The 20,480-nt window shown below is 45.8% G+C and carries 18 protein-coding genes; 7 read left to right on the top strand and 11 right to left on the bottom strand.

Translation table 11 applies throughout. From position 1 onward, the window contains the following. Positions 1-122 precede the first annotated feature (122 nt). From AB4111_RS28005 to AB4111_RS27960, 10 genes are all read right to left on the bottom strand, one after another. Entirely contained in the window at positions 123-2,906 is a 2,784-nt protein-coding gene (locus AB4111_RS28005) for a glycoside hydrolase family 3 C-terminal domain-containing protein (protein WP_442034364.1), read from the bottom strand. Positions 2,907-3,133: 227 nt separating this feature from the next. Beyond that, a complete protein-coding gene (locus AB4111_RS28000; RefSeq protein WP_442034362.1) occupies positions 3,134-4,222 on the bottom strand; it encodes a low temperature requirement protein A in 1,089 nt (362 codons plus the stop codon). Positions 4,223-4,457: 235 nt separating this feature from the next. Continuing rightward, complete coding sequence (locus tag AB4111_RS27995; RefSeq protein ID WP_442034360.1) at positions 4,458-5,414, bottom strand: ring-cleaving dioxygenase; 957 nt, start codon at positions 5,412-5,414, stop codon at positions 4,458-4,460. Between the two features lie 115 nt (positions 5,415-5,529). Next, positions 5,530-5,757, bottom strand: a complete 228-nt coding sequence (locus AB4111_RS27990) for a DUF896 domain-containing protein (RefSeq protein WP_091012171.1) — start codon at positions 5,755-5,757, stop codon at positions 5,530-5,532. 252 nt (positions 5,758-6,009) lie between these two features. Next, positions 6,010-7,047, bottom strand: coding sequence for an SPFH domain-containing protein (locus tag AB4111_RS27985; protein WP_442034358.1), 1,038 nt, complete (start codon positions 7,045-7,047; stop codon positions 6,010-6,012). 47 nt (positions 7,048-7,094) lie between these two features. Further along, on the bottom strand, positions 7,095-7,895 hold the full coding sequence (locus AB4111_RS27980) for a TPM domain-containing protein (RefSeq protein ID WP_442034356.1): 801 nt from the start codon (positions 7,893-7,895) through the stop codon (positions 7,095-7,097). Then, positions 7,892-8,923 carry a TFIIB-type zinc ribbon-containing protein gene (locus AB4111_RS27975; RefSeq protein WP_253429098.1) on the bottom strand — a complete coding sequence of 344 codons (1,032 nt, stop codon included), beginning with the start codon at positions 8,921-8,923 and terminating at the stop codon, positions 7,892-7,894. The genes AB4111_RS27980 and AB4111_RS27975 overlap by 4 nt, the downstream gene beginning before the upstream one ends. Positions 8,924-8,959: 36 nt before the next feature. Beyond that, entirely contained in the window at positions 8,960-9,664 is a 705-nt protein-coding gene (locus AB4111_RS27970) for a PspA/IM30 family protein (RefSeq protein ID WP_442034354.1), read from the bottom strand. Between the two features lie 197 nt (positions 9,665-9,861). Beyond that, the gene (locus AB4111_RS27965) at positions 9,862-10,815 is read right to left on the bottom strand and encodes an alpha/beta fold hydrolase (protein WP_442034352.1); all 954 of its coding nucleotides are present in this window, start codon (positions 10,813-10,815) and stop codon (positions 9,862-9,864) included. Positions 10,816-10,917: 102 nt separating this feature from the next. Next, positions 10,918-11,136 carry a hypothetical protein gene (locus AB4111_RS27960; RefSeq protein WP_442034350.1) on the bottom strand — a complete coding sequence of 73 codons (219 nt, stop codon included), beginning with the start codon at positions 11,134-11,136 and terminating at the stop codon, positions 10,918-10,920. 227 nt (positions 11,137-11,363) lie between these two features. On the opposite strand from AB4111_RS27960, the gene AB4111_RS27955 reads away from it, so the two are divergent. The 7 genes from AB4111_RS27955 (at position 11,364) to AB4111_RS27925 (ending at position 19,334) form a co-directional block, all read left to right on the top strand. Then, positions 11,364-13,046, top strand: a complete 1,683-nt coding sequence (locus tag AB4111_RS27955) for a PrpR N-terminal domain-containing protein (RefSeq protein ID WP_442034348.1) — start codon at positions 11,364-11,366, stop codon at positions 13,044-13,046. 167 nt (positions 13,047-13,213) lie between these two features. Further along, positions 13,214-14,200, top strand: a complete 987-nt coding sequence (locus AB4111_RS27950; RefSeq protein WP_210110264.1) for a 2-keto-3-deoxygluconate permease — start codon at positions 13,214-13,216, stop codon at positions 14,198-14,200. A gap of 93 nt (positions 14,201-14,293) precedes the next feature. Continuing rightward, the gene (locus AB4111_RS27945) at positions 14,294-15,589 is read left to right on the top strand and encodes a four-carbon acid sugar kinase family protein (protein WP_442034346.1); all 1,296 of its coding nucleotides are present in this window, start codon (positions 14,294-14,296) and stop codon (positions 15,587-15,589) included. After that, positions 15,586-16,587: a 4-hydroxythreonine-4-phosphate dehydrogenase PdxA gene (gene pdxA / locus AB4111_RS27940; RefSeq protein WP_442034344.1), complete on the top strand. Its 1,002-nt coding sequence runs from the start codon at positions 15,586-15,588 to the stop codon at positions 16,585-16,587. The genes AB4111_RS27945 and pdxA overlap by 4 nt, the downstream gene beginning before the upstream one ends. A 254-nt stretch (positions 16,588-16,841) precedes the next feature. Continuing rightward, positions 16,842-17,408 carry a TetR/AcrR family transcriptional regulator gene (locus tag AB4111_RS27935; protein WP_124118296.1) on the top strand — a complete coding sequence of 189 codons (567 nt, stop codon included), beginning with the start codon at positions 16,842-16,844 and terminating at the stop codon, positions 17,406-17,408. Between the two features lie 121 nt (positions 17,409-17,529). Continuing rightward, positions 17,530-18,651 carry an ABC transporter permease gene (locus AB4111_RS27930; protein ID WP_442034341.1) on the top strand — a complete coding sequence of 374 codons (1,122 nt, stop codon included), beginning with the start codon at positions 17,530-17,532 and terminating at the stop codon, positions 18,649-18,651. Beyond that, on the top strand, positions 18,651-19,334 hold the full coding sequence (locus AB4111_RS27925; RefSeq protein WP_442034339.1) for an ABC transporter ATP-binding protein: 684 nt from the start codon (positions 18,651-18,653) through the stop codon (positions 19,332-19,334). Before AB4111_RS27930 ends, AB4111_RS27925 begins: the two co-directional genes overlap by 1 nt. A gap of 135 nt (positions 19,335-19,469) precedes the next feature. Here AB4111_RS27925 and AB4111_RS27920 read toward each other — a convergent pair whose 3' ends face one another. Then, positions 19,470-20,393, bottom strand: coding sequence for a helix-turn-helix transcriptional regulator (locus AB4111_RS27920; RefSeq protein WP_091012062.1), 924 nt, complete (start codon positions 20,391-20,393; stop codon positions 19,470-19,472). Positions 20,394-20,480: the final 87 nt, after the last annotated feature.

Here is a 20,480-nt window from a genome sequence, read left to right as displayed (position 1 = left end):
ATTCCGTGTTACAACAAAGGACACCGCGAGCAGTGTCCTTTGTCATGTACCAACCTATTCTGCTTTGGATGACAGAACAACCTTTCGATTGCTGCTGCTATCACCTGATATTTCTGATTACCCTACACCTGTTTGAATTCGATCCAATCAATCTGAAGACCTGGTTTCGTGAAGTCCAGTTTCAATTCATACAGTCCTGCTTCAAGGTCTACTTTGACAAGCTTCTGTCTGATCCATTTGCCTTCCGTACCATTTGTTTGGATGGTGGTTACCAACTGGTCATTCAAGATCAGGTTACATGCACTTTGAGCGAGTTCCGGCTCTGGGGACATGATCTGTACGATAATCCGATAATGGCCAGCCTCGTCCACTTTCATGTAGACGGGTTCAGCTACCGCTGGTTTCACCTGTGCGTTCTCCACCAGCGCCTGAGCTTGTGCAGAAGATAGAGATGCATTCGCTTGGAACGAAGCGACGTTCTCTACGATCTCGTGCTTTCTGCCGGACACCGGTGCATTCATGATGAACTTGCAGATGTTGATTGCCGAGCGTTGCAGCTCTCCGCGAGTCAATGTTCCATTTTCCAAGGATTCAATCGTGTTGTCATCCCAACCATTGATCTCTGCGCCGTAGTTCGGTACAACCATGTAGAGATCATTCTGCGCCCGAATCATCCAGTTGGTGTATTTGCGATCAGCTTCTCCACCTTCGGTCACATCATTCATAATAGCCCACCAGTCGGTCATTACGATTCCGTCGAAATTCCATTCGCCACGCAAAATCGTGGTGTTCAGGTCGTAGTTGGATGCCGCCCAGTGTCCGTTAACCGGGTTGTAGGAAGTCATGATGGAGTTAGCTCCGCCCTCTTTTACAGCGATTTCGAACCCTTTCAGGTAAATTTCACGCAGTGCACGTTCGGAGACAACAGCATCTACTTTACTGCGGTGTTTCTCCTGATTGTTACAGGCAAAGTGTTTCAGTGTGGCATTGGAACCACCCTTCATAATGCCTTTTGTACATGCTGCCGCAAATACACCCGAGATCAGTGGATCTTCAGAGAAGTACTCAAAGTTCCGGCCATTAAGCGGGCTCCGGCGGATATTCAGTCCAGGTCCGAGCAGGGTATCCACCTGATTTCTCAGCAATTCCTGTCCTTCCATCACATACAACTCTTCAACAAGATCCTTGTTCCATGTCGCCGCAAGCAACGTACCAATGGATACCTGTGTTGCCTTCTCGCCACTATCCATACGAATACCAGACGGGCCATCTGCCGTGCATGCTACCGGAATACCGTAGTTAAACAGGCTGTCGCTGACACCCCCAAATGCAGATGCCGTTCCCGAAGTAACGAGTGGACTGCTCATACCTTCGCCGCGGACAATTGCTGCCAGATCCTGATCACTCAGTTGAGCGATGAAGGTTTCCAGACTCACTTTGCCAGCCTTAACGTCACTCAGCTTGTGGCCCTGATTCCCCGTCTGCTCCAGCGTTTGCGGGAGATTCTGCTCAATCCGATTCGCCATGGATATCTTACGTTTCGGCACTTCTGCATAAGTCAGTTCATAAGATCCATCTTCCTTGCGCGAACCTGGTTTCATCCGTGTAAAATCTTCCGTTGGGGCCATCGCTTCTTGCAGTTGCTCCACCAATTGAAGAGATTCAATAATATAGCCATCCTGGCCATCAACGCTGACGTGCTGCACTTGTTTCACACTGGTTCCTACATGCAATCGGTATGTGCCTTCTTCCAGAATGTATGCGGAAGCATGACCCGTAACACCTGCATCATCGTAAGATGCCATGGCATGGATCGGGAAGCTGATCGTCAGAAGTTCTGACTCGCCCGGCTGCAACAATCCTGTTTTTCCAAAAGCCACCAAAGCTTTCACCGGTTGTCCCAGTTTTCCTTGCGGGGCTTCATAATAGACTTGCACAACCTCTTTGCCCGCATATGTTGTACCTGAGTTGGTCACATTGACACGAACTTCAATGTAGGTTTCGCCGTCTTTGGACACAGATTTCGCTTCTTCATGCTGAGCCAAGAACGTCGTATAAGACAGACCGTAACCGAATTCAAACTGAACGCGCTCAGGTCGAAACGTTTCGAAATAACGATAACCTACATAGATATCTTCCTGATACAGGTTCTTGAACTCATTACCGTAGTTGCTTGTCGAAGGATAATCCTCGATGGAATATGCAATCGTATCTGTCAGTTTACCGCTTGGTGTAACGTCTCCCGCCAGCACATCAGCAATCGCGTTGCCACCCTCCATACCGCCATGCCAGGAGTAAATCACACCTTGGATTGGATGTAGATACGTTTCGTTTAACCAGCTCATGTCGATGATATTCGAGACATTCAGCACTACGATTGTGTGTTCAAACTGCGCAGTGACTTGCTTCAGCATCGCTTTTTCATCTTCTGTCAGTTGGTAACTTCCTGGCGCATCCGCATTATCCTGATCTTCTCCTGCTGTACGTCCAATCACGATAATGGCTTTGCTAGATTTGCTTCTAGCCTGTGCAACCAGATCATCCGTCAAAGGCATTTCTTTCTGATTCCATGGCTCGGCCGCCCATACTTTTCCGCCATCATCAAATGGATTTTCTTCAATCCACTTCTCATAGACAGCTGCCAGTTCTTCGTTCACCGTTATATTCTTTTTGCTGCGCAGACCATCGAGCAGATTCGTTGTGTAGGCTACATGGACACTACCGCCTGAACCCGTGCCGCTGCGATAATAATTCACTTGAATCCGTCCAAAAACTGAAACGTTTTCGTTTTCACGAAGTGGAAGCACTTGGCCTTCATTTCTGACTAAAACGGCTCCTTCAGCGGCAACCGTACGACTAAACTCTGCAAACCCTTCCAATGGAACTCCGATTTGATGTGTGCTCAATGATTTCCCTCCTGATTGTCATCCCCATATCTACGAACGAATAAGACCATTCCATATGATCTGGTAGATTCACTTGTACATAGTCTCATATTAACAGATTCTATAGAAGAAATTAAATTAGATTTGTGCTTTATTTATATTATTAAGTCTTGTCCAGAATTTGCTGCATAATAAAAAGCCACGGACGCCTGTTGTCCGTGACTTTTCTTCATTTGAGATGACTCGTATTAAGTCGTAAGTTTCGCATACACCAGGAAGAATAACATGTCTTCGCCCATGATGACATAACCCGGAACCTGGTAGACCAGATCCACAAGGACAAATGCCACCAGTAACCCAACCATGAACGCCAGATGGCGAGGACCCAGTCGCAGATGCGCGTGTCTGTAACGATGGAACACAAGTGAGGTCGACAAGAAATATAGTAGCGCCGATCCAAATACAAATCCTAGCATGAACACATAGTTTAACTGATTCTGATATAACAGCTGAATTGAAGCAGCGATCATACTCATGGAGATGTAGATGAACAGATGTCCGTATATGATCGCTTGTCCGGCAGTCTGAATCTCTTTGCTGACCTTTTTCTCCACGTTGTCAAAGTACTGCCACCACATCGCAATGACAAAGATGGACGTAAATGCGGCAAACAGGATGGATTTCATATCCCAATGGTCGGCTTGCAGCACAGCGATAATGCTAACTACCGATTCACCCAGCAGGATGAGTGTAAATAACGCGAAACGTTCCAACAAATGATGAGTCTGAACCGGCACTTTCACCAAGTTTTTACGTCCGATCAGCGGCAACACGATGTCCACCGCAATTCCCGCATACAAAATCAAGTAACGCAGCCAGGAATCGAAGAATAGTGAACCTGATGAGATCAATATCCCAATGAGGAAACAGATGCCCAAGTACCGAGCGGCTTTCTGCTGATGCTCGCTTTTCGACTTGTGAACCGTCAGATACTGAATGGCCGTAAACGCCCGTGAACCGATATAACCCACGAAGAAGGACAGGTAGTATTGGTCAAAATGGGTAGAGAGACTCGCCGTCATGACCATAACGGACAGGAGCTGAAGGATGAGAAATATTCTATGGATCAGGATATCTTGGCCATAGCGGTTAATAAACAAGGTCTGACCAACCCATGCCCACCAAACAGGGATGAAAATAAGCACAAACTTCATTAAGTATTCAAACGTAATTACTCCGTGTTCGGCATGTAACAAGACATGACCCGCTTTGGAGACCGCTGCTACGAAGAGCAGATCGTAAAATAGCTCCAGCCAGGTAACCTTTTTCTCCATCATCCTTCGTTGCTCCTTTGATTTTCATTTACACATACACTTCGATGACAGAATAACCTTCAAATCGCTGTTATCCCCAGATTTTTTCGATTCCCTTCTCTCAAGGGAAAATCCGGGGATAGCATATGCTTCCGATGTAGCTTTCTTTCAGAAAGCTTTTAGGCGAACGCTTCGCTTTTTCAGTTTTCTTCTGTCCTCTTCGTTATTGGTAAATGGATAGTTTAATCTATATAGTAATTTATTTCGCAGTTGTAGCAGGTTCGAGTGTTCTTACCACGATTGGTTGCAGATTGTCCTCAATTTGAGAGCGGTATTTCTCAAACCACTCTGGCAGCATCAATTTTTGTCCGAGCGAATCCGCAGGTTCATCTTTGGCAAAGCCCGGAGGATCGGTAGCAATCTCGAACAGAATGCCGCCAGCTTCTCTGAAGTAAATTGCGTTAAAGTACTGACGATCCCGAACTGGAGTCGGTTGATACCCGTAATCACGTACAGCTTCGCTCCACTGTGCATGTTCCACGTCATCTGTGGCGCGCCATGCAATATGATGTACCGTTCCAGCTCCACCCATGCCCAGAGGTATACGGGTTACCGGAACATCCACAACATTACCGATGTCTCCACTTGACCGGAAACGGGCATACTCTTCATTTTCACCCACTTTGACAAATCCCAAAATTTTCTCAAGCGCATCCATCGTTCTCTGCGGGTTTACACTGAACAGGACAGCACCGCCAAAGCCTTTGATCGCTTTATCTGTTGGAATTCCTTCGTGAGCCCAAGTGCTGGTTGCTCCCTCTTCCCGTTCCACAAGCTCAAGCTGCAAGCCTTCGCTATCTTCGAATTGAAGCAGCTCTTCATTGAAACGACTTGTGTGAGTTACATCAATATTATACTGCTCCAGACGATTCTGCCAGAAGCCAATCGACCCAGGAGGAATGACATAGGAAGTGATACCGACCTGACCTCCGCCAATTTTGCCCCGTGGTGATCCAGCGGATGGGAAGAAGGTAATGATGGTACCTGGGCTTCCGTGTTCGTCTCCAAAATACAGGTGGTATACATCAGGTGCATCGAAATTGATTGTTTTTTTCACGAGACGCAGTCCCAGAACTCCGGCATAAAAGTCAACGTTGGCCTGTGGGTCTCCTGCGAAAGCTGTAATATGGTGGATACCTGCTGTTTGAATAGTCATGATTAATTCCTCCTTGGTTTGGTAAGCATGTTTTGTGTTTACAAAATTCAGTAACGTGATTTATATAAATTTGTTTTATCTTTAAATTAAGATATATGGCCTGACGAATTATATTCTAGTTGTTGTTTTGATTGGCTTGTTCTTGTTTCAATTTATCAGGAGTCACGTCATCGCCGTTCGGATCATAGATGGTTGCATTCAAGAGAATGTCGTTGACCGAACCGCGAAAAGTTTGCAGATATTCCTGGCGAAGATTAACCCGTTCCTCTTTCTCCATCTCCGTCAATCCGCCCTCTTTGGCTTTTCTTGCAAGTTCATTAATTCTGGTCAATGTTGGGATCATCATCTTGATCTCTCCTCATGTAAATGGATTAAAGATATTTGTTTTGGTTGTTATTTATATTTAAATTAAATATCTTAAGTTAAAGATAAATGATTTGTGATAAGTTGTCAACTGTTTTATCTAAACTAAAATAAATAAACTGGGTTGCTATCCCTCACCCCTGTTGTTATAACTATGCTCCCAACAAAAAAAGGGCTAGCTCCGCAGTAATTTCACTTCCTGCGAACCTAACCCCTACCTGTGTTTATTTTATTAGCCCAGCTTTTGACCACAGTTCGGACAGAAGTTGGCTCCTTCATTCTTGGCTCCACAGTTCGGGCAGAAGTTTGGCTTCTTGTTGCCTTCTGTTGAAGATGGATTAGAATCACCGTTGCTATTGCCTGCTGGCTTCTGGTCGGCATTCTGATTCTGAGACGAATTGGCATTGTTGTTGTTCTGGTTTTGGTTCTGGTTCATGTTCTTCATCATTTCATTGGCCATGTTCATACCCATCATCATGCCTGCCATATCCGAGGCCGCGCCACCGCCCTGTACTTTACCGGATGAGATACCGTCTGTCATGCTGACCTGCTGATACTTTTGCAGATTACCAATCATCTCATGCGAAGCGGTCTTCGTAATCATATCCTGAATTTCTTTTGGATAATTGAAGCTCATCACCTGGAATCCGGTAATCCCAATGCCGATGTCCATCATCTGCATATCCAGATCTTCCTGAATCCCCTTGGCAATATCCGACGCATTGGCCTGCAGGTTGAACATGTCTTTCCCTTCACGGCTAATCCACTTCATTAGAAGCTGATCCAGCACGGAAGTGATACGGATTTTGACATCCTCGACCAAATAGCTCTGCTTAATACCCGCGATTTTATCAATCAGAGTCACGTAGTCACTCACTTTGAAATTAAATGTTCCGTTGGCCCGAATCGGCATTCCGCCCGGGAGTTGTGGTGTCGGAATCAATACCGGGCTTTGCGTGCCCCAGCGCACGGTGAACTCTTTGGTATTTACAAACAATACTTCGACTCTCATGCCGCTGTTGAATCCGAACTTGAACCCTTTTAAAGTAGAAAGAAACGGAATGATCTCGGAATCGATATTAAATGATCCTTCGTCCTCGAAAATCCCTTCCACTTTCCCGTTATTCAGGAAAATGGCGTCCTGACCTGAACGGATAATGAGTTTACTCCCCTTCTTGATCTCCCGGTTGCTCCATTTCCAAAATATCATGTCATCTCTGAACTCTTCCCACTCCACCACATTCGAAAACTGATTTCTGAAAAATCCCATACTCGTTCCCATCCCTTCTATTAGAAAATCCGTATACTCAGTAGTTATTAAAATGATCCTCTACTTCCACTATGTGAGTGACCGCCTCGCGATGTACCTCCACCGCCGCCTCCGCCACCGTTGTTATTGTTCTTCTCGATTTTGCGCTTGGTTACGGTTGTACGGATATAACGATCCTGACGATCTATTACACTGGAATTGCTTGAATCCTCATAAGTCGCACGATTAACTGTGACACGCCCCCCGGAACGATAGGTCATCATGCCAACAACAATACCGCCCAGTACTACCGATACTCCCAACTGAAACCAGCCGTTGAACAAAATGTTGTTCGGATTCACACCCGGTTCGTACCCCATATATTTGTAAGAGAGCTCAATATATTTCTCAAATGCGAGTTTATAGTCCCCACTGGATAACTCAGAGGTAATCCGGTTACGGATAGAATCCAGTCGCTGATCACTCAGGTATTCTTTTGCCTTATAAAATCCAGCCAGATACACTTCACGATTATTCATATCCATCGTCAAAATGACAGCATTACCAAATTTCTTATCGTACCCTAGTCCCTGCTTGTCATAAAAATCTTCTGTTAAAAGCACAACATCCTGATTCTCTATATTATTTGTTGTCAAAATAATAAAGTCCGTCTGCCGTTCCGCGCCATACTGATTCGCAAGTGCATTCAGCTCAACCTTATCCTGCTCACTCAGCAGGTTGGCTTCATCGTAGATGAGATTTTTGTTCTCCGCTGCGAATGCCGAAGACATGGGAATCAACGGAGCAACAAGGGTTATCATTAGTAAAATGAGCATAGCCATCACGGCCAGAGGGGTTCTTTTTCTCATAAGAATCCACCTCCCATCATCCAGGAAACCAGCTTCAGTGACAACAACGAGACTGCGGATACCCCTGCGAACCATCCGGCCACTTTGGCTTTGCTGATCGGCGGTTTGCCGACCACCTTACCTGTCTGACCATTCATGGCAAACGTATATTGCGCACGATTATAGTCATAATTGACCATCCACACCGGGAGCAGCACATAGTCCGCATTTTTGAGCGTGGTATCAATCTGTTTATCTGTATAGCTCACGCTGCTATAACCAGATACGGTTGAAGCAATATAAGAATCAATGTAAGATTTCGTCTTTTCCTTGGCCCGTGGAAAAAGTTCTTCGTCCGTATAACTGTATTTTTCCGCAATGTACCCCGCCAGATACGGGGTCTTGAACAATTTCAGCTGATTATATGGAAAAGGCTCCAGCTTATCCATCAGTTCATCCTTCATTTTCTCCGATGCATCGATGGGCAGATTCACGTAATTCAGCCGAATTCTGCGATAAATATCGAAATGCTGTGTTTCCGTGTAGTGGTAGTCACCCTGGGTGTAGGATCTAACCTTGGTGCCACGACCATGCACTTCGATTTTGTTATGTAACTCGTACAACCAGAACGGCACGTACATGCCGGTAATGCTCTGAATCCGATCTGCGGACATGAAGCCACTTGGCGTTAAGAGGCCGTTTTTGCACCACTTTTTGAAAGCCTGTTTGGCTTGATCCTTGTTGATCGAAAAGGGAATCACCATCGCGGGGGCAAGATTGCCCGTCAGCCGATCACTGAGTACAACCGCCGCACCGCAGAAACTGCATGTCGTCGCACTGGTCTCCGGCTCGGTCACAATGTCAGCTCCGCAGCTGTTACAGTGGTATTCCTTGACCTCATTTTCGGTGAATACTTGTCTCTTCAAGGGATCGGGGATCTGCTCTATGTTGTCCTGACGGCCGCAGCTGGGACAGGATAGTGCACCTGACACACTGTCAAAGATCATACCACTGCCGCAGTTTGGACATTTATATTCAATAACCGGCATCTGCTCACCTCAATGTTAACGAAATGGTGTAACGTATTATTTATTCTTTAGTTTCTCCTGGATCGCTGCAAGTTCTTCATCCGCACTTGGCGATGCATTTTCATTATTACCCGCATCCGCGTTCATGTCCCTCTCGAGCTGGGCAATTAATTCGTCCAGATCATCTTCCTGTGCTCCAGCACGCAGTTCTGCCAAAGCCTCTGCTTCGTTCAACGCTTGGTTCGCCTTATCTTCCATGGCCTTCAATGCCGCTTCGGCTCTGCCCGTAGATGCATTCCGTTCGTTGGCCTGTTGCTGCGCCTTCGCATCTGCCATGCGACCTTTCAGTTCTGCATGCCGCGCTTCCAGTTGCCCCAGATCTGCAACCAGTTTATCGTTCATATGCTTCATCATCTTGGCTTTGGCAGAAGCACGTTCATAGGCAGCCTGTAATTCGTTCAATTTATCAACCAGCTTCACTTTCTTCTCCAGAAAATTACGTGCCTTGTCTTCGTCTCCTGACTCCGCCGATTTCTCTGCGTACCGCTGTAACTTCTTGACCTCGGCGCTGCACTCATCCAATGCTCGCTTCGCCCGGCTCTCGTCCGACAACACCGCCGTCGTCTCGGCCTTCACCTGGCCCAGATCACTGCTAAGGTTGCGCATATACTCATTCACGCTCTTCTCCGGGTCTTCCGCCCGAGACAGCATGTGGTTCACATTGGCCTTCATCACGTCTCTAAACCTCGATAAGATTCCCATTACGTGTTCCTCCTCCGAAAAGTTCATATGTATACTATAATACATGAATACGCCCACATACGTTTCACATTTCACGATGGCAACTGGTGTCCATACGATCCAAATCCACATGATATTAGCACAATATAAGAAAAGACGAGCACCTGTAGTGTCGTCCCATGATGCGAAAATCCTCTCCTAACTCTCTTCTTCCCTATTCACAGTTCGTTAATGAATTTCATACTTTCCTCTGCGATTCGATCTGGATCTGTATTATGTATATAATGACTGCTGTCTAAAATCTGATATTGTCCCATCTTCACAGGCTCGATATAACTTATTAGGTACGTTTGCCAATTCTCAACGGGCAACTCTTTTCCATTAGAAATAAAGAAATACATCGGTACATCCGGAATTCCTCGCTTTGCAACCTTTGCTGCATTCTGTTTAATCATTCTAACTTCTTCATTCATGTTCGACGTCTGGGTGTTCTTGTAGAACAATGCCCGATACATTCCCTCTTCCTGAGGAGACAGATGATTTTCCTTAATTGCAGCGGATGAATCCACAATCCCAGGGAAAAAGCGCGTAATCCCCATTCGTGCTCCCAAACTTGTAAGGCTCATCACACCGCCCGAGGGCAAAGGATATGCTTCATATACTTCTGGAATGGCAGGGTCCAATCCAATGATCGCCTTCACTTCATTTGGATACCGTTGTGCCCAATATAGGGCTTCAATGCCTGACATGGAATGTGGAAACAAAACATACGGTGGATTCTGATCCGCCAAAGTCAGAGCTGTTCTGGTTTCTTCCAATATCGTATCCATATCACGGGACACCTTCACGGTTTCACTGAAGCCGTAGCCTGCCTTCTCAACCACAGCAATTTTGTATTGTTCCGACAATCTGGAGTAGAGCGCCTTAAAATCCAATACAGGTGCGGATGTGCCCCCACCCGACAGAAAGACCAACGTTTGTGACCCAGTGCCTTCTATATAGACATGCATTTGGTGATTATTCACGTTAACTACTACACCTGGTGGCGACAGAATAGCCAACTCACTCTTGAGTTTAATCGTATGATTCGTGAAACTAATTATAATGAACAATAATATGACACCTAATATTGCCAAGGCGCCATACCCAAATCTCTTCAACACAATTCTCATGGGTTCCCCTCCAAAATGATAAACATTTCTATTGATTTTACCATGTATTTTGGAAGATGTATGAGGTTTTAACCCTTTGCCGTATCATCATCCTTTCCTACCCTAGGGCTCAACCGGAAGGCTCTCCACCGTGGTGAAGAACACATCCAACAGCTCAACATTGTACACTGCGCGGACGTATTCTTCGATCCCGGCTAACTCTTCTTCCCGCTGATACTCCAGACATGGACGGCCCTCACTCCACAGCACCCTGCACGGGAACTTTGCGACAACATCCTTAATGATGTGATCGGGCTCAGCTACTTTATGAATGTCTCCCATATAAAACTCCTCTTTTCTCTATACTTAACGTGTGCAATTATGTATTAATTCTGAAATAGTTAAGGATTCGATTCAGTGTACTTCATCACATTCCACTCGGAGGGTTATACCGACATACTAGATAAGCATTCTGCACACATAACAGTGACCTGTCCCCCATAGGTGCCATTCCTTCGCAAGTTGGCTATAATAAGGGGATCAAAGTTTTCTATAAAGGCAGGAAAATTATGCGTACACGAGTTCACTTTATTGCTCCCTACGAATCGATGATTCCTATTATACAAGAGTGCATTCCCCGCTTTCCCCAGTTAACCATTCAGACAGACGTGGGTGACTTGGCAAACGGTGTGGAATTAGCAGCTCAAGCTGAGAAAAACGGGGCAGAGATTATCATCAGCCGCGGCGGTACCGCCCAATTGATTAAAAAAGCAGTAACCATTCCTGTTATTGATGTGCAGTTATCGGGTTATGATATGATTCGTTCACTTACCCTGGCAAGCCAGTTTAACGGCCAAACAGCCATTGTTGGTTTCTCCAACATCACCTCTGGTGCACAATCGATAATTGATCTGATGGATCTGCCCCTCAAGGTCTATACCATACATAGCTCGGAAGATGTGGCACGATTGCTCTTGGAGTTAAAAGCTTCCGGGTACCGCCAGATTGTCGGAGATGTGATCACCGTCAACACTGCGAAGACTTATGGTCTGGAGGGATTGTTAATCCAATCCGGTCAGGAATCCATCCTTAGAGCGATGGAAGATGCGCAGTTGGTCTACCGTTATTTGAGCAAAAACCATGCGATATCGATCATACTGAATGACCTGGTTACACGGGAACATCCGAATCTGCTCATTTTAAATGAACAGAATGAAGTCGTATTCGAGAACCTGACCGACTTTGAGAAAAATCCGCTGACCGATAATCACATGTATCTGACCAACACCAGTCTGGAATTCCATCAATCCCAGATCCAAAATGTGTTCATGGTGGATGATTACCAGCTCACGGTTAACGCCTATGAAACGACCCTGGACAACAAAAACTACAAGGTATATATGCTGGAAAAAGGACAACCGTATGCCTTTGCACAATTCGGCATAACCACGTTCACGGACGCATCGATGGAGCCTATTGTTGCCGAATCCCCTGCCATGCAGGCGGTATTAAAGAACATTCGAGCACTTTACGAGAATCACGAACCGATCTATCTGCTGGGTGAAGCGGATTCCGGTAAATCATTTCTGGTCAAACATATTCATCAGATGTACTCCGGTGGCGGACTGTTATTACAGATCGATCTCTCGCAAGTTCCGCCCGGCCATTTGCACAAGATACCACTCGTCAAGGTTCGAAATGTAGAGATTAACCACATGGAGACACGTATGGAAGATCCGGAGTTGCTCTCCTTTATCGAGAGCTGCCTTCAAAGCCAGATTGGGGTGTTTATACTCGGGGAGCAGGCATTGAACCCACATTGGTCACTCGATCTGGAGCTTAATACAATCATGATGCCTAATCTTGCGGATAGACCAGAAGATCTGGCTCCACTGATGCAGCATTTCCTTACAGGTTACTACCAGAAGTACGGAACTACTGCGGTGAGAATAAAAGAAGATGCACTGCAGCTGATCCAAGAACAGATCACACATATGAATGTCAATCAGCTGAAACATCTGATCAAACAGGCTGCACTCAATGAACAGGAATATGTGATTACCACGGCTACCTTATCCCGCTTGCTGGATCAGCAACCTTCTTCAAGCCCAATGAAGTTGAACGGTACGCTGAAGGAGATCGAGAAGGAAGTTATTCAAATCGTTCTTCAGGAGGAAAATAACAATCAATCGAAGGCTGCGGAGCGTCTGGGGATTAACCGGGCCACATTATGGCGTAAACTTAAAGATTAACTTTAAGTTTGCGTCTTTTTTATCGCCTTGATGTGTTGCATTTTTAAACAATTAATTACGTATTTAAAATTTACAATAAATTATTGTTGCTATATTAAACGATATGGGATAATATAATCCCTGCAAGCGCTTCATAAAAACGATTACTTCATAAGGAGCTAACTACTATGAACATTAAAGCAACTTTAGATCGTATCCCTGGCGGTATGATGGTTGTCCCCCTGTTGCTTGGTGCAACTATCAATACATTCTTCCCGAATGCTCTGCGCATTGGCGGATTCACGGAAGCTCTCTTCGTTAACAGTGCCAGTACGTTGATTGCGCTGTTCCTGTTAATTGCGGGTACACAGATTACGTTCAAAACGGCAGGTTCATCTGTCGGCAAAGGTTTAACCTTGCTTACGTTCAAATGGGTGATTGGTGCAGGCCTTGGTTTTATCGCTATTTTGTTTGCGGATTCAAGCGGTTTATTCCTGGGTCTGGCCCCACTTGCCATTATCGCTGCGATGACCAACTCTAACGGTGGTCTGTACATCGCACTCGCTGGTCAATACGGTAAAGAAGATGACAAGGCAGCTTACCCGTTCCTAGCGCTTAGCGATGGTCCGTTCCTGACCATGGTAGCGCTCTCGATCTTTGGTGCAATGGGCTTTGCGAACGGCATGTTCTCCCCGATGGCATTCGTTGCTGTATTGCTTCCGCTCATCGTTGGTGTCATTATTGGTAATCTGGACCGTAATCTGGGGGATTGGCTGTACAAAGGCAGTGACAAACTTGTTCCGTTCTTTGCATTCTCCCTAGGTATGGGAATCAATTTCTCCTCCATCATCCAAGGTGGTCTAGGTGGCATTCTGCTTGGTGTTCTGACCGTGCTTCTCACAGGCGGAATCGGATACCTGTTGTTCAAAGCCATTGGCTGGAACCCCATCGTTGGTGCGTCCGAAGGTTCAACAGCCGGGAATGCGGTAGGTACACCTGCTGCCATCGTGGCTGCTAATGCTTCATTTGGCCCGATTGCGGAGATTGCTACTGTGCAAATTGCGGCGAGTGTTGTAACGACAGCTATCCTGTTACCGATCTTCATCGGCTTCCTCTCCAAACGACTGGAGAAATCAGGTGGCGTCGAGAAATACAATCAACGACCAACCACATAAATGGTTATCACCTGATCCGATATGCTTAATCTGTGCTAATTGATGATCTGACGGACTTATTATGAAATTTTGCTTACAAGGAGGGATGACTGCATGAAATTAGCTATTATTGCAGATGATTTGACCGGTGCCAATGACAGCGGGGTGCAGCTTGCCCGTCATGGCTTGAAGACCAGTGTTCTTTTTAATATGAATGAAGAACCTCTTACACATTACGATGCTGTCGTCTTTGATACAGATAGTCGTTCCATATCCCCGCAGGAAGCGTATGACCGTGTATATCGGGCCGCTGAATTGCTGACGAACAATGGATTTGAGACGATTTTCAAAAAGATGGACTCCACCATGCGCGGTAATATCGGCATCGAGATTGATGCTGTGTATGATATAGTTAAGCCTGATTTTATGATGATTGCTCCAGGATATCCGAAAAATAACCGGACTATTCTGAACGGAATTCATTACCTGAACGGCGTTCCGCTGGCAGATACTGAAATTGCGCATGATCCGAAGACACCTGTTACGATTTCCTACCTTCCGGACTTGTTGAAACAACAGACCAAGTACGAAGTTGGCGAGATCACCGTCGCAGATCTGGAAGCCGGGCAGAATCATATTCGCACCAAGCTGGAGCAGTTGAAAACAAATAACATTCCGTATGTGATGGTGGACTCCACCGAAGAACGCCATCTGGAACTGATTCTGCAGATGACCCGCGAGTTGGATTATACCTTTACTTGGGCAGGTTCGGCGGGCATTGCGGATTACCTCCCCGCGCATTACGAGTTGGAATCCAGGGCTGCTTCACTTGATATCCCGGAGAATTCGGGTCCAATTCTCACGGTAGTAGGCAGTGTGAACAAAAACTCCCGTGAGCAGCTGCATCGCTTGATGCGCAAGTCCCGCGTGGCTTCCGTCTCCTTCCATTCTTTCAAAGCGGTATCCGCAACCGCAGACCGTACGGAAGAGATGGAACGTGTCTATAACGAGGTCCGAGACAAGGCGCTGGAAGGACAAGATGTCGTTCTTTACTCCACCGCTGAACAGATTGATATTGAACTGGCTCGTGCCACAGGCGAAGTTCGGGGGCTTAATCACACCGAAGTTAGCAATGAAATTGTACTCGCGATGGGTGAGATCTGCGCCAGACTGCTGGAAGAGGGACTGTTCAAGGGTGTCTCCATGACTGGTGGCGATACGGCAAAACAAATCTGTCTGAAATGGAATATTAGCGGATTCGAGCTGCTGGATGAGCTTGAAATCGGCGTGCCGATCTCCAAGTTTATAGGTATTGATGATCTGCATGTGATTACCAAAGCAGGCGGATTCGGTAAACCCGATGTCTTTATCCATGCGATTCAAAAATTAAAAGGGGGTATTCTCGTATGAAACCTACAATTGGAATTACGATGGGCGACGCAGCAGGCATTGGACCGGAGATTATTATGAAAGCACTGGGTCATCAAGAGATGTATGATCAGTGCAACCCACTCGTTATCGGTGATGCGAAGATTCTGGAGCGCGTACTGCCAGTCATCGGCTCAAGTCTGAACGTTAACGCAATTCAAGAACCTTCCGAAGCCAAGTATGAATTCGGTACTGTAGATGTGATTGATTTGAACCTTGTCCCTGCGGACTTGGAATACGGCAAAGTATCTGCCGTGGCTGGGGATGCAGCATTCCAGTTTCTCGCCAAAGCCATTGATCTCGCCAAAAAACACCAGATTCACTCCATCTGCACAGCACCTTTGAACAAAGAAGCCTTGCATCAAGGAGGGCACCTGTATCCAGGGCACACCGAAATTCTGGCTGACCTGACGGATACACAGGACTTCTCGATGATGCTGACGACGCCTAATCTGAGAGTCATTCACCTGACGACACACATGGGTCTGATTGATGCCATCGCGAGTATCAACCCGGAAAGAACCTACACCGTTGTGAAGCTTGCCCATAATACGCTGAAAAAAGCAGGCTTTGAGAATCCGCGCGTAGCCGTATGCGGAATCAATCCTCATGCCGGAGAGAACGGACTGTTCGGCAACGGGGAAGAAGAAGAAAAACTGCAGCCCGGCATTGAGCGTGCGCAACAGGAAGGCATTAACGTCGTTGGTCCACTCCCGGCGGACACACTCTTCTTCCGCGCTGGCCGCGGCGACTTCGATATCGTAGTAGCTTGCTACCATGACCAAGGCCATGCGCCAATTAAGGTAATGGGCATCGAGGAAGGCGTGAACATCACCGTTGGTCTGAAGGGCGGCATCATTCGTACGTCGGTTGACCACGGTACAGCCTTCGACATCGCAGGTAAGAACATCGCCGATGACAAAAGCATGTTGGCTGCCATCCGCTCTGCCATTGAGATGGCACCGAAGGATCAGGGATAACACCAAGATTCATCCGGTACATGCGTGAGTCTGATCGTAAGATCAATTATAGACGTATCGGTATATCGTCGGTATTCGATATATAGAAGGAAAAAGGCAAACCCTTTGTAAGTTCAAGGATTTGCCTTTTTGTATATCGTCCACCCATTTATTCAGACCAATCGTCTTGGTTGGTATTATGGCCATCAAACATATGCTAAACTGATCATAATAAACAAGAGACTTTAAATGAGAATGAAAAAGGAAGAGATTCAATGGGAAGAAAACAATCTTTTACCGAAACAGAGCTACTGGATACGACCAAGAAATTAATTCTTGAGCATGGCTACGACGGTTTTCATCTCAAGCTGCTCTCACAGCATCTGTCTGGAGCCCGGAGCACGATATATCAATATTACGCCAATAAAGAAGAGATTGTTGCTGCTTGTATGAAGCGTGTAATAGCAACCGTGTTGGAGAATTCATTAGCCGTTGATGAGACTGATCCCATGGATGCTCTTGAGCAATTGCTTCTGATCTACGCAGAAGAATCGACGCTCCATCAACTTCTGGGAGATGCCAGTAAAATTAATACGACTAATTCTGCTGCGGCAGCGAGAGATCTTGAATTTATTGAGGAAGCACATAAGACCCTCAAAATTCAATTATCACGCTTATTTGAACGTGCACAGCAGGATCAAGCCCTCCGGCAAGATATCCCTCTACCTGTACTTGTTGGTGTATTCTTCAACTTAATTAATACGCCTAACATGATGAATATCCCTACGCCTGATTGGGGAAAGCTACTGTTCCAAATGTGGATCGGAGGAGCCAAGAGCTAACTTTGTTCTTGGATTAAATTTGACACAAGTGTCATTTATATCGTTTAATGATGAAGACCGCGTGGCCGCGCATCTAATTTGACACAAGTGTCAAAAAAAGAGAGAAGGAGTTGAACAGATCATGTTTTTAGCGATGAAGGAGTTAATGCATAGTAAAATGAAGTTTTTGATGATTATCATTATCTTCGTACTGATGGCTTGGTTGGTATTTATTTTATCCGGTCTGGGGAATGGATTGTCCACCCTAGCCGCATCAACATTCAAGACCATGAAGGCTGATTATGTCATCTTTGAAGAAGGGGCTCAGTCTTCCATGAGCAAGTCACTGCTGTCAGATCAACTGGTGGCGAAGGCGGAACAACTTCCTAATGTAGATGCTGCATCACCTATGGGAAGTACGATGGCAACAGCAATGAAAGAGACGAGTACCAAGAATGAAGATAAAGTCGATATAGCGATTATAGGAATTAACCCAGGAAGTTTCCTGGAACCAGCTATTGTAGAAGGTGACAGCCTGTCTTCCGAGAATCCCACCGGTGTGGTAGTGAATTCGACCCTAAAAGATGAGGGCTATAATATCGGGGACACCTTTCAACTGGATGGCACGACGGAATCATTGACCATTATCGGATTTGTGGAGAATCAGACGTATAACCACGTTGCATCTGTATTTACACCAATGGCTGAATGGCGGAAGATTGCCTTTGCGGCTCCAGGTTCAGATAAAGGAATTGCCGGACCGGTTAATGCGATCATGTTACAAGGCGAAAATATTGATCCTGAAGCGATAAACAAAGAGTTATCCAGTACGGATACCGTTACCCGGTCGGAAGCTGTGCAAGGCATGCCAGGATACAAAGAAGAGAACGGAACGATTCTGATGATGCTTGCCTTTCTGCTCGCGATCTCAGCATTTGTACTCGGGGTATTCTTCTATGTCATTACGATGCAAAAGACCAATCAGTTTGGCATTATGAAAGCGATCGGTGCCAGCAACCGTTTCTTGGGAAAAGCCATTATCTCGCAAGTGTTTGTCCTTTCGCTGACTAGCATTGTTGTTGGAATCTTGCTGACTTATGGGACAGCAGCAATTATGCCAAAAGGAATGCCATTTAAGCTGGAAACCAGTCTTGTATTCAATTATTCTATTATCCTGCTGGTTATCGCTATGTTAAGTTCACTGGTATCTGTTCGCAAAATTACGAAGATTGATCCGCTTAAAGCGCTCGGGAGGGTTGAATAATGAGTAAGGGATTGCACATGCGGGAAGTCACCATGTATTATGCCGAAGGAAACAATCGGATCACCGCGCTCGATCATGTATCCATATCCGTGGAACCGGGGGAATTTGTTGCTGTCGTTGGACCTTCTGGTTCTGGTAAAAGTACATTCTTGTCTATTGCTGGGACTATGCTAAAAGCCTCCGAAGGAGATATTCAACTAAACGGAAATCATATTTCGAAGCTTACGGAGAAAGAGCTATCTACTATACGGCTGCAAGAAGTTGGATTTATTATGCAATCTTCAAATCTAGTTCCCTATCTAAATGTTCTCGATCAACTGTTAGTTGTAAAAAGAATGGCGGGAACGGTCAAAAAAGAGGATAAGGCATTTGCCACCAAGCTGCTGGAAGAACTGGGGCTCGGTTTGAAGTTAAAAAGTTTTCCCGAAGAGTTATCCGGTGGTGAGAAACAACGGACAGCCATTGCGCGTTCTTTAATGAATAATCCCAACATCATCTTAGCCGATGAACCAACCGCCAGTTTGGACACCAAACGAGCCCATGAAGTGGTTAGTCTAATCGCGCAAGAAGTGAAATCACGCCAAAAAGCAGCCATTATGGTTACCCATGATGAGCGCATGCTTGAATATTGTGACAAAGTATATCGGATGTATGATGGCGGTTTGTCCCTAGCTAAATCATAAAATAGATGGACCCAACCCTATACCATGTCTTAGCTATTATTTTCATAAAAATCTCCTGTCCAGAAAAATAGCCCGTTAACTAGCAATTTAAGCCTGTCCATCACTCCGCTTATTATCTCACGCTAGGCGCTAACGTCACTCGGGTCTTTCACCCACAAGCATCATTTCATGTTTGCTCTGCGATGGTCTGCTCCGTCGATAGGCACTTGGTGACATACCGCTCTGTTTGTTGAAGATGCGATTGAACTGGGAAAAGCTGGCGAAACCACACTGTGCAGCAATGTCCGTAATTTTTTCACTCGAATTCAGCAGCAATTGCTGGGCATTTCGAATACGGGTCATCTGCACATACTCCGTGAAGGTAAAACCAGTGACCCTGTTGAATTGGCGGGACAAGTGGTGGGCACTTACATAAAACCGCCTGGACACCTCGTCCAAAGATAAATCCTGCTGATAATGGCTGTGAATATAGGATGCAATGGCATACATGCGCCGGGACATCGATGATCCTGTCTCTTCTCGCACATACCCGTTCTCTGCCGCGTAACGATGAATTGCACATAGAAATTCTACAAATTTATGATGGATCACAACCGGTTGAAGCGTAGATCGCTGCTGGGATATGGCAAAAATATCATTGATGGGCGCGAGGATTTCTTTGCGCCGTTCTTCCGGGAAGCGGAAAATCGGAACCTCTTCATCAAAAATGGAGAATAGTTCATTGTAACCGTTCTCAAGTCCTGGCATATGGCGAGGCATCGCAAAATTAATCATCAACCGTTTTGGCGGTGTACCTTTCGGATACTGCGTCTTATGCAGCAAAGAAGGTCGCAGCAGCACGATATCCAATGGCTGAATCTCATATAAACTGCCTTCAATAATATGCGCAGCCGTACGATCCAGAAGAATACAGACTTCATAAAAATCATGAAAGTGCTGAAACTCCATATTCAGGTCATGAGAACGCTCGTCATAGTCCAGATGATAAAAGAGTTCGTCTCCAGGCTGATTGACATGGATTACATATCCCTGCTCGTATGTCAAAACGGATGTTGTCATGGACATGCCTCCTATCCCGATACTAATGATTTTATTTTAGCATGAAATGCAATAAAAAGACGTCTTTTTCAGCATACATTACGTAGT

Source organism: Paenibacillus sp. 2KB_22, from assembly GCF_052115745.1.
GTDB lineage: Bacteria > Bacillota > Bacilli > Paenibacillales > Paenibacillaceae > Paenibacillus.
The sequence above is the reverse complement of the archived record's forward strand: the minus strand, read 5'-3'. Positions and strand labels throughout refer to the sequence as shown.

What these genes read in the sequence shown, in the direction of transcription:
- AB4111_RS28000 (WP_442034362.1), bottom strand. Translation starts at nt 4,222, where the DNA reads ATGATGGAGAAAAAGGTTACCTGGCTGGAGCTATTTTACGATCTGCTC.
- AB4111_RS27995 (WP_442034360.1), bottom strand. Translation starts at nt 5,414, where the DNA reads ATGACTATTCAAACAGCAGGTATCCACCATATTACAGCTTTCGCAGGA.
- AB4111_RS27990 (WP_091012171.1), bottom strand. Translation starts at nt 5,757, where the DNA reads ATGATCCCAACATTGACCAGAATTAATGAACTTGCAAGAAAAGCCAAA.
- AB4111_RS27985 (WP_442034358.1), bottom strand. Translation starts at nt 7,047, where the DNA reads ATGGGATTTTTCAGAAATCAGTTTTCGAATGTGGTGGAGTGGGAAGAG.
- AB4111_RS27980 (WP_442034356.1), bottom strand. Translation starts at nt 7,895, where the DNA reads ATGAGAAAAAGAACCCCTCTGGCCGTGATGGCTATGCTCATTTTACTA.
- AB4111_RS27975 (WP_253429098.1), bottom strand. Translation starts at nt 8,923, where the DNA reads ATGCCGGTTATTGAATATAAATGTCCAAACTGCGGCAGTGGTATGATC.
- AB4111_RS27970 (WP_442034354.1), bottom strand. Translation starts at nt 9,664, where the DNA reads ATGGGAATCTTATCGAGGTTTAGAGACGTGATGAAGGCCAATGTGAAC.
- AB4111_RS27965 (WP_442034352.1), bottom strand. Translation starts at nt 10,815, where the DNA reads ATGAGAATTGTGTTGAAGAGATTTGGGTATGGCGCCTTGGCAATATTA.
- AB4111_RS27960 (WP_442034350.1), bottom strand. Translation starts at nt 11,136, where the DNA reads ATGGGAGACATTCATAAAGTAGCTGAGCCCGATCACATCATTAAGGAT.
- AB4111_RS27955 (WP_442034348.1), top strand. Translation starts at nt 11,364, where the DNA reads ATGCGTACACGAGTTCACTTTATTGCTCCCTACGAATCGATGATTCCT.
- AB4111_RS27950 (WP_210110264.1), top strand. Translation starts at nt 13,214, where the DNA reads ATGAACATTAAAGCAACTTTAGATCGTATCCCTGGCGGTATGATGGTT.
- AB4111_RS27945 (WP_442034346.1), top strand. Translation starts at nt 14,294, where the DNA reads ATGAAATTAGCTATTATTGCAGATGATTTGACCGGTGCCAATGACAGC.
- pdxA (WP_442034344.1), top strand. Translation starts at nt 15,586, where the DNA reads ATGAAACCTACAATTGGAATTACGATGGGCGACGCAGCAGGCATTGGA.
- AB4111_RS27935 (WP_124118296.1), top strand. Translation starts at nt 16,842, where the DNA reads ATGGGAAGAAAACAATCTTTTACCGAAACAGAGCTACTGGATACGACC.
- AB4111_RS27930 (WP_442034341.1), top strand. Translation starts at nt 17,530, where the DNA reads ATGTTTTTAGCGATGAAGGAGTTAATGCATAGTAAAATGAAGTTTTTG.
- AB4111_RS27925 (WP_442034339.1), top strand. Translation starts at nt 18,651, where the DNA reads ATGAGTAAGGGATTGCACATGCGGGAAGTCACCATGTATTATGCCGAA.
- AB4111_RS27920 (WP_091012062.1), bottom strand. Translation starts at nt 20,393, where the DNA reads ATGACAACATCCGTTTTGACATACGAGCAGGGATATGTAATCCATGTC.